This window comes from Dyadobacter alkalitolerans DSM 23607 (assembly GCF_000428845.1).
In the GTDB taxonomy this organism is placed as follows: Bacteria; Bacteroidota; Bacteroidia; order Cytophagales; family Spirosomataceae; genus Dyadobacter; species Dyadobacter alkalitolerans.
The window spans coordinates 374,921-387,618 of record NZ_AUAS01000005.1; the positions used below are offsets into that span (position 1 = coordinate 374,921).

Annotated in this window: 11 protein-coding genes; 8 read left to right on the top strand and 3 right to left on the bottom strand. The window is 47.8% G+C overall.

Annotation, left to right across the window (positions count from 1 at the left end; translation table 11 throughout):
- The first annotated feature begins 8 nt into the window (after positions 1-8).
- Positions 9-1,703 carry a RagB/SusD family nutrient uptake outer membrane protein gene (locus G395_RS0112725; RefSeq protein WP_026630389.1) on the top strand — a complete coding sequence of 565 codons (1,695 nt, stop codon included), beginning with the start codon at positions 9-11 and terminating at the stop codon, positions 1,701-1,703.
- 74 nt (positions 1,704-1,777) lie between these two features.
- Here G395_RS0112725 and G395_RS0112730 read toward each other — a convergent pair whose 3' ends face one another.
- From G395_RS0112730 to G395_RS0112740, 3 genes are all read right to left on the bottom strand, one after another.
- Positions 1,778-2,068 (bottom strand): helix-turn-helix domain-containing protein, encoded by a 291-nt coding sequence (locus tag G395_RS0112730; protein WP_026630390.1) that lies wholly within the window; start codon positions 2,066-2,068, stop codon positions 1,778-1,780.
- Positions 2,046-2,414, bottom strand: a complete 369-nt coding sequence (locus G395_RS0112735) for a type II toxin-antitoxin system RelE/ParE family toxin (RefSeq protein ID WP_026630391.1) — start codon at positions 2,412-2,414, stop codon at positions 2,046-2,048. Before G395_RS0112735 ends, G395_RS0112730 begins: the two co-directional genes overlap by 23 nt.
- A gap of 113 nt (positions 2,415-2,527) precedes the next feature.
- Complete coding sequence (locus G395_RS0112740) at positions 2,528-3,559, bottom strand: LacI family DNA-binding transcriptional regulator (RefSeq protein ID WP_026630392.1); 1,032 nt, start codon at positions 3,557-3,559, stop codon at positions 2,528-2,530.
- A gap of 127 nt (positions 3,560-3,686) precedes the next feature.
- Here G395_RS0112740 and iolB point away from each other — a divergent pair, with 127 nt between their 5' ends.
- The 7 genes from iolB (at position 3,687) to iolD (ending at position 12,696) form a co-directional block, all read left to right on the top strand.
- On the top strand, positions 3,687-4,553 hold the full coding sequence (iolB, locus tag G395_RS0112745; RefSeq protein ID WP_026630393.1) for a 5-deoxy-glucuronate isomerase: 867 nt from the start codon (positions 3,687-3,689) through the stop codon (positions 4,551-4,553).
- Between the two features lie 28 nt (positions 4,554-4,581).
- Complete coding sequence (gene iolC, locus G395_RS0112750; RefSeq protein WP_026630394.1) at positions 4,582-5,589, top strand: 5-dehydro-2-deoxygluconokinase; 1,008 nt, start codon at positions 4,582-4,584, stop codon at positions 5,587-5,589.
- A gap of 77 nt (positions 5,590-5,666) precedes the next feature.
- Positions 5,667-7,133: a CoA-acylating methylmalonate-semialdehyde dehydrogenase gene (locus tag G395_RS0112755; RefSeq protein WP_026630395.1), complete on the top strand. Its 1,467-nt coding sequence runs from the start codon at positions 5,667-5,669 to the stop codon at positions 7,131-7,133.
- Positions 7,134-7,163: 30 nt separating this feature from the next.
- The gene (iolG, locus tag G395_RS0112760; RefSeq protein WP_026630396.1) at positions 7,164-8,192 is read left to right on the top strand and encodes an inositol 2-dehydrogenase; all 1,029 of its coding nucleotides are present in this window, start codon (positions 7,164-7,166) and stop codon (positions 8,190-8,192) included.
- Positions 8,193-8,242: 50 nt separating this feature from the next.
- Entirely contained in the window at positions 8,243-9,856 is a 1,614-nt protein-coding gene (locus tag G395_RS0112765; protein WP_026630397.1) for a sodium/sugar symporter, read from the top strand.
- 5 nt (positions 9,857-9,861) lie between these two features.
- Complete coding sequence (locus G395_RS0112770; RefSeq protein ID WP_026630398.1) at positions 9,862-10,806, top strand: class II fructose-bisphosphate aldolase; 945 nt, start codon at positions 9,862-9,864, stop codon at positions 10,804-10,806.
- 24 nt (positions 10,807-10,830) lie between these two features.
- Positions 10,831-12,696, top strand: coding sequence for a 3D-(3,5/4)-trihydroxycyclohexane-1,2-dione acylhydrolase (decyclizing) (gene iolD / locus G395_RS0112775; RefSeq protein WP_026630399.1), 1,866 nt, complete (start codon positions 10,831-10,833; stop codon positions 12,694-12,696).
- Positions 12,697-12,698 lie beyond the last annotated feature (2 nt).

Here is a 12,698-nt window from a genome sequence, read left to right on the forward strand (position 1 = left end):
AATAAAAGATGAAAAAGAAATTATCACTCATATTTGCGGTTGCGAGCTTATTATTTGTCACAAACGCCTGCACCGATCTTGAAGAGCAGGTTTTGGACGAAACGCTCAAAGCCAATTTGTCTCCGGACGAAGCTGCAAACGGCCTAATAGCACCCGTTTACGCATTGCTGCCCAATTTGTTTCAGCATACGACCTATTTTGCGCTCAACGAAATATCCACTGATGAGGCCATCCTACCCTATCGCGGCGGAACCGACTGGGGCGATAACGGAATCTATCTGGCGCTACACCAGCACAATACAACAGCCACGGATCCGAATGTTACCAGCACCTGGAACACATTATCGCAATCCATTTCAAGGTCAATCACGGCTATCACCGGTTTGAAAGATTCCAAGTCGGCCACAGCGGCACTTTATGCTGCGGAAGCTCGGGGCATGCGTGCATATTATAACATGATTATGCTGGATATGTACGGCGTCGTTTTTGTAAAGGACGATCCCAATGTGGCCTCCGTGATCATTAGAGGTGAGGAAGCTGTGAAATACATTGAAAGTGAACTGCTTGCTATTGAGCCGATTGTTCAACCTAAATCTGTGGTTGGGCCCGGAAGGCTGAACCAGGTTGCCGTATGGGGACTACTAGCGCGCCTTAATTTAAATGCAGCAGTTTACCGCAACGTTTACGCGCCGACTTTCACATTTTCGCCCGCGGATATGGACAAAGTAATTCAGTATACCGACAAAATCATTGCCTCAGGACAAGCAAAACTGTCGCCGGATTATTTCGCGATTTTCGGCAACCAAAACCATACGAACCAGGAGCTGATTTTCGCAGTAGACCAGCGTTCCGATTTGAATGGTCACAACCGTCTGGCTTACTTCTCCATCTCCGGGGACCAGTTCCCACTCGCAGCATTCCCAGCCGCAAACGGAACAGACGGCCCCGCCATCACATCCGACTTTTACCAGTCGTGGGTGCAGGCATATGGCGCCGTTGATCCCAAACGAGATCCTCGGTTTTATCAGGAAAATATGTCTGTGTATACCAACACGGCTGATACATGTGTGAAGGATTCTGATTACAAAATCAACCGTGGCATTCTGCGCGGTCAGCAATATGGTGCATTGCGTGTCAATGGCGCATTTGTAAGATGTCCGGATGGCAGACTGAAAGTAGGTAAATTGGCCTATATCACCCGTAACAGGGCCGACCTGCCTGTAAGTTTTGGCGAACTCGTTGACTTTACGACGGCTGGAAGTAACTACAACACGGGTTTCCGCGTTGCTAAATACGAGTTCGGCAGCGAATCCAATACAGGCCGTAACAAAGGGGATGCAGACATTGTAATCCTGCGCCTTGCAGACATTTACATGATGCGTGCCGAAGCCAAATTGCGTAAAAGCAACGATGCCGCCGCCGCATTGGCAGACGTAAACATCGTAAGGGCATCCAGAACCGCCACCACGCCGCCACCCGCATTAACAACCATGAACCTCGACCTGCTATTCCGCGAAAGAGGTTTCGAATTTTACTGGGAAATGCTCCGCCGCAGCGACATGATCCGTTTCGGCAAATACGAAGGAAAATGGACCGAAAAATCCAACGCCGACGTAAAGAAAAGAATCTTCCCAATTCCACAGACTGCTATCGACGGGGCGTCTAATACACCGGGATATTTAAAGCAGAACGAGGGTTATTGATCCTTAACATTTATTTAAATACAAAAAGCAGCTGGCGATCCGGCTGCTTTTTTGTATTTAAACTAAAACATATCTCAGAATTCAAGCTCAATCTTCACTTTTCCCCCTAACCCTTTTTCTACAATATCATAAAGCGTTTTAAGAGTTAGATTGCTTCCATCATTTTCTACTCTGGAAATATATTCCCTTTTTTTATTGATGATTTCCCCAAGCTGTGCCTGCGTAAGTTCTCTGTCTTCACGGGCTTTTCTGAGGAGTAGTCCAATTTTAAAACTTTCGCAGTCCCTTTCGAGCTGGTCTCTCCATTCAGTCCCTACCTTACCGTAAATTTCATCTTTAATTTCATCCCAAGTTGTGATGTCCATTGTTGCTATTTTTAGTGTGATAATATTCCTGCATTAATCTCAATGCTTTGTCGATTTCTCTTCTTGGCGTCTTTTGTGTTTTCTTTTGAAAACCATTTAGAAGTATAACAAGATTGCCACTGTCAAAGAAACAAAAAACTCTCCAAATGTTAGAGCCCAGTTTTATGCGCGCCTCGTAAAGGACATTTGAACCCTCAATGTACCTTAAAAACTTTGCTGGATTTCGCTCCAATGTCTCAATTCCAAACAGCACCTTAAAGATTTTTTCTTTAATCCTAGGCGTTTGCTGATAGACAAAGTCTCTAAAATAATGTTTGTACTCAATAACCCTCCTAATCTTCGTCATGATAAAGGTAACTTTTAAGTTACGATGGTGCAATAGCGCACCCTTTTTTAGACGTTAGACTTTTCTATCGGTCACAAAATTTTTTCAAATATTTAAAATCCGCAGGTTAAACATTAAATCCGTAACGAACTCTCCCTGATAATCAACTCCGAAGGCAGCACAATGCTTTCATGCTTAAAGTCCTCTGCGCCATTGACTTGGTTAAGGAAAAGCCTCGACGCTTCCATGCCTATTTTGCGGCCGGGGCGGCTTACGGTGGTTAATGATGGGAATGTGTAGGCGGAGATGGGAGAATTGTCGAAGCCTACCAGGCCGACGTCCTGCGGGATGCGGAGGCCTTTGTCTTTAACGACCCGCATGGCTCCGATGGCGACCTGGTCGTTTACACCGAAAATAGCATCCGGTGGCGTGGCCATTTCCAGGAGCCGCTTCGTGGGTACAATGGCGCTTTCGACTTTGAAGTTGGTGTTAATGATAAATTCTTCCCGAACGGGCATGTCGTATTTTTTCAAGCAATCAATGTAGCCTTTCAAACGTTGCTCACTGACCGTTAGGCCGTTAGGCCCTTTCAGATGGGCGATGTTCTTATATCCGATACTGAGCAAATGCTCAACGGCCGCAAAAGCACCATGATAATCATCCACCGTGGCCCGGCTGGTTTCGAAATCTTCGTACTCGCGGTCGATAAAAATGAGCGGTGTTTTTCGTTGGATTACACTTTCCAGATGCTCGTAATAGCCTGAGTCATAAGTCTCCTGCGATACGGAAAGGAAAATTCCTTCGGTCCGGTTCGAAAGCAGTTTGGCGAGATATTCTTTTTCCAGAGCGTAATTCTCATTGGTTACACAAATGTTAAGCGTGTAACCCATGGGCTGCAATGCCTGGTGAAGACCTTCAATGACGGCGGTTTCGTAGTAATTACTGATCGTCGGGACGACTACTCCCAGCGATGCAGTTTTTTTATTTAACAAACTCAAAGACACCTCATTCCGCTGGTAACCCACCTCCCGGGCGTATTCCTGGATGTTTTTTCGGGTGTCTTCGTTGATAGCCGGATGGTCGTTAAGAGCGCGGGAAACGGTTGATGGCGAGCACCGGAAACGGCGGGCAATGTCTTTAATGGTTACGGGTCGGGGGGAATTCATTTGTATGATTATGGCAACTAAAATTTTAAAATTTTTTCAAACGTTTGCATTCAATATAAACATATTTACATTTTGTGTTTAATTTATACAACGCTATCATTGTGTACAAATGTAACGAATAACCACAATGAGTGACCTGCTAGTTAAACCTGCGCCTGACCAAAAAACCTACCATTCCCTTACGAGCGATCAAGCCGGTTGGACTTACCTGAACTTCGAGGCTAAAATACTGGATGTAAACGAACAAATTTCAGGAAACACGGGCGAGTACGAATATTGCTTCGTTTTGCTTGGCGGAAATTTCAAAGTTGAAGCCGCGGGACAAACCTGGGAAACGAAAAACGGTCGCAAAGATGTGTTCAGCGGAATTGGGCATGCCATGTATTTGTCGAGAAATACGGATTACGTTTTAACGGCACAATCACCTCAGACCGACATTGCGATTTGCTATGTAGCTTCCAATGAAGACCATCCGCCGCGTATGAAGCGCCCGGAAGAAGCAGCCATTGAATATCGGGGCGGCGACAATGCAAACCGCCAGATCAACAGCTTATTGGAGCCTGGTTTTGAGTGCCATAAGATCGTTTGCGTAGAAGTTTACACGCCTTCCGGCAATTGGAGCTCGTTTCCTGCCCACAAGCATGACGTGCGGACAGAAGATGAAAACGGCAATCTGATCGAAGCGAATTTGGAGGAAATCTATTTTTACAAAATCGACAAACCGCAGGGTTACGCCATTCAGCAGGTTTATACCGAGGACCGTTCGCTGGATGAAATTGTGCGGGTGCATCATAACGAAGCCGTTCTGGTCCCCAAAGGCTATCACCCGGTTGTAGCTGGCCACGGTTATAATGTTTATTATCTCAATTTCCTGGCCGGAAGCGACCAATCGCTGGCCAACACTTCTGACCCCGACCACGACTGGATTTACGGAAGCTGGAAAGGCTCCGATCCGCGCCTGCCGATTGTGACGGCTGAAATGAATGGCAAATAACGCCGCACCCCTTTTTTAATTCTCCGCAATGAAAAAATACGACTTACTGACTCTCGGCCGCTCGTCTATCGACTTGTACTCGGCCAATGTGGGCAGTCCTTTTGAAAAAATTGAAGCATTCAACGCATTCGTGGGCGGTTGCCCGCTGAACATTGCCACCGGCGCACGCAGACTGGGCTTGGAAACGGCCATTCTAACGGGCATAGGCAACGATCAGGTTGGGAATTTCATCAAACATTTCCTCGATCAGGAAGGCATTGTGACGGACTGGGTGCCAACAATAGAAGGCACGAGAAGCTCTGCCGTAGTGCTGGGCATTGAGCCGCCGGATCGTTTTCCGCTCGTTTATTACCGCGAAAACTGCGCCGATATTAACCTGAACCTGGATCACGTTGATGCCATTCCGTTCGGGGATTTCAAAGCCGCTGTGTTTTCAGGAACCGCATTCAGCAAAGATCCGAGCCGCACGGCGATGTTTTATGCATTGGAATTGGCCAAGAGAAACAATGTTACCCGCTTGCTGGACATTGATTTCCGAGCCGATCAATGGTTTGATCCGAGGGCGTTTGGCATAACAATCCGGGCTGCATTGCCCAGCTTCAAGATTGTCGTAGGGACGGAAGAAGAAATTTTAGCCACATTCCTGACCGACAAGGAGCAGCTCCTCATTAAACATCAGCAAATCTCCGCTCCTGAAATCCGCGGCAACATTGAAAACGCAATCCAGGAAATTATGGCGTCCGGTGTGGAAACATTGGTCGTCAAGCGTGGGAAAGATGGCGCTTCTATTTTTCAGCCTGGAAAAGAAGAGGTTAAGGTGCCTGGCTTTCCTGTTGAAGTTTTGAATGTGCTCGGTGCTGGCGACGCGTTTTGCGCCGGATTTTCTTTCGGGTTACTGAGCGGCTGGGACCTTTATCAGAGTGTAAGAATGGGCAATGCCTGCGGGGCGATCATTGTGACGCGCGAAGGTTGCGCCAATTTTATGCCGACCCGGGCCGAGGTGGATGCTTTTGTTTCCGGTTACGGCGGCTTGTAGTCTTCCAATTCCCGCGACCCAATGTCCGATAATCGGAAAATCTGACCAAACTTTTGAATTAATACAATTTAGATAAAATGGAAAAATTACAGAATTACATCAATGGAAAGTGGGTGGACAGCCATTCGGATCATTTCGAGAATGTGCTGAACCCTGCTAACCAGGAAGTGCTCGCGCAGGTGCCTTATGGCAATGCAAAGGACGTGGAAGATGCCGCAGAAGCCGCTGTTAAGGGGTTTCAGGAGTGGAGAAGCACGCCCGTCTCCAAGCGCGTTCAATATTTGTTTAAGCTAAAAACATTGCTGGAAGATAATGCCGACGACATTGCACGGACGATCGTGCTGGAATCAGGAAAGACATTCATCGAAGCCAAAGCCGAAATGGTGCGGGCGATTGAGAATGTGGAAAATGCCTGCGGAATGCCTGCGATGATGCAGGGAGAATTTTCCGAAGACATCGCCAAGGGCATCGACGAATACATGATCCGTCAGCCGCTGGGCCCTTGTGCGTGCATTGCGCCGTTCAATTTCCCCGGAATGATCACATTCTGGTTCCTGCCTTACGCGCTGGCTTGCGGGAACAGCTACATCATTAAGCCTTCGGAAAAAGTGCCGTTGACAATGACCAAAATTGTGGCGTTGATGGAAAAGCTGGATCTGCCAAAAGGCGTCCTTAACCTCGTGCAAGGTGCGCGTGAAGTGGTCGATGGCATTCTGGAACATCCTGCTATCAAAGGCATTAGCTTCGTTGGATCATCCAATGTTGCTAAATATGTTTATTCAAAAGGCGCTGCGAACGGAAAACGCGTACAAGCACAAGGCGGCGCAAAAAATCCAGTGCTCGTGCTGCCCGATGCAGACATTGAAATGACTTCCCAAATCGTGATCGACAGCGTTTATGGTTGCGCGGGACAGCGTTGTCTGGCAGCTTCGACCATTATCACAGTTGGTGAGCATAAGGACATTACGGAAAGTCTGGTGGAATCTGCCAGGAACAGAAAGACCGGTTTCGGACTCGATAGCGACGTGCAAATGGGCCCGGTAATTTCAGCAGAAAGCAAAAACCGCGTTCAGACATTGATTGACAAAGGATTAAGCGAAGGCGGAAGGTTGCTCGTTGATGGCCGGAATGCAAAAGTGGAAGGCTATGAAGGCGGAAACTTCATTAATCCTACCATTATCGAAGATATCCCATTGGACGGCGAATTGGCCGGAACGGAGATTTTTGGACCGGTTTTGAGCCTCGTGCACATTAACACCATCGACGAAGCGATCCGCTTTATTAATGCTGGCAAATACGGAAATATGGCCTGCATCTTCACCAGCAGCGGCTCCAATGCCCGCAAATTCCGCCACGAAGCAGAAGCCGGAAACATTGGTATCAACATTGGCGTAGCCGCGCCCGTTGCCCAATTCCCCTTCTCAGGCTGGAAAGAAAGCTTCTACGGCGACTTGCACGGACAAGGAAAACACGCGGTAGAATTCTTCACGCAAACCAAAGTCGTGATCGAACGCTGGCTTAAAGAGTGGAACAGGAAGTTTTGACAAAACATAAACCATTATTCTAATACTAAAATGACTAGAAAATTAAAGACCGGGGTAATTGGCCTGGGGCGGATCGGGCAGATACATTTGAGCAACCTGGTTCATCACATGCCTGACGCAGAGGTGATTATCGCTTCCGACGTCTCACCTGCGGCACATGAATTTGCACGCAGTCTGGGTGTTGCCGAGGTTACTACGGATGCCTATGATGTGATCAACCATCCTGATGTTGAGGCGGTTATCATTTGCTCCCCTACTCCATTCCACGTTCCTTATACAGTTGCGGCTGCGGAAAAAGGAAAGCATGTGTTTTGTGAAAAACCTTTGGACGTAACATTGGAAGCGATTCACGCTGCGGAAAAGGCTGTGAGTGAGAATAATGTGAAATTAATGTTGGGCTTCAACCGTCGGTTTGATGCCAATTTCAGCAATGTCCGCAGTCTGGTGGAAGCCAATAAAATCGGTGATCCGCACATTCTGCGCATTACCAGCCGCGACCCTGCGCCTCCGCCAGTAGAATATCTGAAAATCTCAGGCGGCATTTTCCTTGATATGTCGATCCACGATTTCGATATGGCGCGCTACATCGTGGGCAGCGAGGTGAAGGAGGTTTTTGTAAAAGGCGACGCATTGATCCATCCGGAGATTAAAGAATTCGGGGACATCGACACAGCAGTAATTGTTTTGACATTTGAAAATGGCGCTATCGGCGTGATTGACAACAGCCGGAAAGCAGTTTACGGTTACGACCAGCGTCTTGAAATCTTTGGATCAAAAGGCATGGCGAAGGCGGAAAACAACACCTCCGACACGCTCGTGCATTTCGACAGCAATGGCGGACACATTTCCTTGCCGCTGCATTTCTTCCTGGAAAGATACGAAACAGCTTATCGCGTTTGCCTTAAATCATTCATTGACTGTGTGTTGCAAGACAAGCCGTCTCTTGTGGATGCGCACGACGGACTCATGGCAACCGCCATCGGCATCGCTGCGATGAAGTCGCTGACAGAAGGCAGAAGTGTGAAAATCGAGGAGGTTTTGCAGTATGCAGTCGTTTAAGTTACTTCGTGCAGAAAATTGAATACCAATTTACCTAACCCTTTACCCGAATGTCCAATACCGGTTTGCAATCGCTGGATTATGTTGTATTCTTTATTTATTTGATAGGCGTTTCTGCTTATGGTTATTGGATTTACAAAAAGAAAAGCTCCAAGGAAGTCAGCTCGACGGACTATTTCCTGGCCGAAGGGTCACTGACATTCTGGGCGATCGGCGCCTCGATTATTGCTTCTAACATCTCGGCAGAGCACTTTATCGGGATGTCGGGTTCGGGTTTTGCGATCGGGCTGGCGATTTCTTCCTATGAATGGATGGCGGCGGCTTCGTTAATTGTGGTGGCGCTTTTTATCCTGCCGGTTTATCTCAAAAATAAGATTTACACCATGCCGCAATTCCTCCGGGAGCGGTATAATCCTACGGTGGCGACCATTATGGCCGTTTTCTGGCTGTTGCTTTACGTGTTTGTAAACCTTACCTCGATTCTTTATTTGGGTGCATTGGCATTGGAAGTTACTGCTGGTCTGGACTTTACATGGGGAATCATTGGGCTAGGGCTTTTTGCGGTCATCATCACCATTGGCGGGATGAAAGTGATTGGTTATACGGACGTTGTACAGGTTATTGTGCTTGTCATGGGCGGGTTAGCAACTACTTATCTGGCTCTGGATCTCGTTTCCACGCATTTCAACAGGCCTGGGATTTTCAATGCATTAGGCTTGCTCAAAGAACAGGCAGACTCACATTTCCACATGATTTTGCCTAAGGAAAACCCTTTTTACAAAGACTTGCCGGGATTGTCTGTGATCATTGGTGCGATGTGGATCAATAACCTTGCCTATTTTGGTTGCAATCAATACATTATTCAGAGAAGCTTAGGCGCTGATTTAAAGACTGCGCGGAAAGGGATTTTGTTTGCGGCTTTGCTGAAACTACTTATTCCGATTATTGTGGTTATTCCGGGCATTGCAGCTTATGTTTTGTATCAAAATGGCATGTTTCAAAAGGAAATGCTGGATGGCGTCGGGGTTGTAAAACCGGACCATGCTTATCCTGTTTTGCTCAATTTGCTTCCGGGCGGACTAAAAGGAATGGCCTTTGCGGCACTAACGGCGGCGATTGTGGCATCTTTGGCTGGGAAAGCAAACAGTATTTCAACCATTTTTACGCTCGACATTTACAAACAATACATTAACCCCAATGCCAGCGAAAAGCAACTCGTTCGAATAGGTCGCTACACGATTTATGTGGCTATGGCGATTGGCGTCATTATTGCACCGCAGCTTCGTGCGCTGGATCAGGCTTATCAGTTTATTCAGGAATACAGCAGCTTTATTACCCCGGGCGTCTTCGCGATTTTTATTCTTGGAATGTTCTGGAAAAGAACGACTTCCGCAGCGGCGCTTACGGCTGCGTTGCTAACCATCCCGCTTTCCACAGCCGGCAAATTCCTGGCTCCCGAAATTCCATTTCTGGATCGTATGGGCATAATCTTCTTGATTCTCTGTGCGGTAATTGTGGTCATGACATTGGCTGATCCAAAAAGCAGGCACAATCCAAAAGGACTGGAAATCGACCGGACCATGTTCGAACCGGGCAAAAGTTTCGTCATTGGCTCGATCATGATCTGCGGAGTTATCGCGGCATTGTACACCGTGTTTTGGTAAAAAATATGCTTTTAACAACAAAACAACTTTTTGAAAAATGCTATGGCCGCTATGCGATTCCGGCGGTGAATGTGTTTTTCATGGAAGAAATCCACGGCCTGTTCGCAGCGGCTCGGGAAGCGGAAGCGCCATTTATAGTGCAGACAACCCCGTTTGCAAGAGATTATGCGCACCCCGATATGCTGCTTTCTATGATCGCTGCGGCGGCCCGGATATATCCTGATGTAACCTATGCAATCCACATGGATCATGGTTTTGAAGAGCATATTTTTCAAGCCATTGAAGCGGGCGGTTACACCTCGGTGATGATCGATGCAAGTCATGATAATTTTGATCAGAATGTGGCTCGTACCAGGGAAGTCGTTGCACGTGCGCATGCGAAGAACATTAGCGTGGAGGCCGAATTGGGCGTTTTGGCGGGTGTGGAAGATGATCTGACGGTGGATGCCGCACATTCTTTTTATACCAATCCGCAACAGGTTGAGGATTTTGTCAAAGCGACGGATTGTGATAGTCTGGCCATTGCGGTGGGGACAAGCCATGGCGCTTACAAGTTTTCGGGCGGACAGGGTTTGCAGTTTCACATTTTGGAAGAGATTCAGCAGCGGCTTCCGGGCTTTCCTTTGGTGCTGCATGGCGGTTCCAATGTGATTCCGGAGGTTGTGGAGCGCATTAATGCGGCGGGCGGCAACCTCAAAACGGATGCCAAAGGCGTGCAGGAAGACGAAATCAGGAAAGCGATCCCACTGGGTGTTTGCAAGATTAATATTGCCACGGACACGCGGCTGCTCTGGACGATGGTTAACCGCGAGTTTTTCCGCGACAAGCCGGACGAGTTCGCTCCGACCACGCCGGGGAAGATTTTTATGGAAGAATACAAAAAATTTATGCTGAAAAAGTTCGACCTGTTCGGTTGCACAGGCAAAGCCGGCGATTTCAGTTTCGCCTGATAATTCAAGCAAAATCATCACAAAATGACCAGAAGACTCACAGTAGCGCAAGCTACGATCACATTTTTAAAGAACCAGTTCATCGAGCGCGACGGTGTGGAACAGCCTTATTTTGGTGGTTGTTTCGGGATTTTCGGGCATGGTAATGTGGCTGGATTGGGCCAGGCTTTGCAGGAAAACCCTGATTTCCGTTACTATCAATGCCGCAACGAGCAATCGATGGTGCATACGGCTGTTGCTTATGCGAAAGTAAAAAACCGCCTCGGCGCATTCGTTTGTACGACTTCCATAGGCCCCGGCGCTACCAATATGATCACCGGCGCGGCATTGGCGACCATTAACCGGCTGCCTGTTTTGCTTTTGCCCGGAGATATTTTCTCTACCCGCGAGCCTAATCCAGTTTTGCAGCAATTGGAAAGCGCTTCGACGCAGGACATTTCTGTCAACGATTGTTTCAAACCCGTTTCTAAATACTGGGACCGCATCAACCGCCCTGAACAGCTCATTTACTCGCTGCCGGAAGTGATGCGCGTGCTCACCTCGCAATCGGAAATGGGCGCGGTAACATTATCCATGCCGCAGGATGTTCAAACGCATGCATACGACTTCCCGGAAGAACTTTTTAGGAAAAGAGTCTGGCACGTCGGCAGGCCGAGACCAGATTTGACCACATTGCAGAAAGCTGCGGAATGGATTAAATCTTCTAAAAACCCTGTCATCGTTGCCGGCGGCGGTGCCATTTACAGTGATGCCTGTGGTGTGCTTGGAAGTTTTGCAAGCAAAACAGGCATTCCAGTCGGTGAGACATTCGCTGGAAAAGGCGCGGTTCGTTTTGACGCTCCTTACAGCATTGGCGGTCTGGGCGCAACCGGGACGAAATATGCGATTGAAATTGCGAACGAAGCCGATGTTGTGATCGGCATAGGAACGCGTTACAGCGATTTTACGACGGCTTCCAAGTCGATATTCAAGAACCCGGATGTAAAGTTTATTAACATTAACATCAGTGAATTTGATGCTTTCAAGCACGCTGCATTGCCGGTGATTGGGGATGCGAAGGCTGTTTTGGAAGAGTTATCCGGCTTATTAGGCGACTATGAAGTTGAATCAAATTACCGCCAGCACATCGCGGAGGTTAACAAAGCCTGGGACGACGAAGTAACCCAAATTTACGCCGAAGGAAACGGAACGGTTGTGCCTATCGATCAGGCTGTTGTGATTGGAACATTAAACAGCTTTATGGACGACCGGGATGTGATGATCAATGCCTCAGGCAGCGCGCCTGGCGATCTACATAAATTATGGCGTGCGACGGATCCGAAGAACTTCCATTTGGAATATGGTTTCTCCTGCATGGGCTATGAGATCGCAGCAGGTATGGGCGCGAAAATGGCCGATCCGACGCGGGAAATTTACGTGATCTGTGGTGATGGCGGCTATTTGATGAACAACCATGAGATCGTGACTGCCATTCAAGAAGGGATCAAGTTTACTATCTTACTTTTAAATAACAATGGTTACGCCAGCATTGGTGGACTTTCAGAAAGCATTGGCAGCGAGCGTTTTGGAACAATGTATAAATATCGGGATGAAAAATCCGGACAGCTTTCAGGCGATTTCCTGCCGGTGGATTTGGCTAAAAATGCAGAAAGCTTGGGCGCTAATGTAATCCGCGCAACAGATCGCGAATCGCTGGAAAACGCTTTGGCACAATCCAAGACGGCCGACCGCACCACGGTTATCTATATTGAAACCAGTCTTTACCGCACCGTGAAAGGTTACCACGCCTGGTGGGAGGTGCCGATCGCAGAAGTATCGACATCTCCGAGCGTGCAAAAGGCCTTTGAAACATATAAAACGAACAAAAAAGAACAGCGCATTTTCCTATAAGT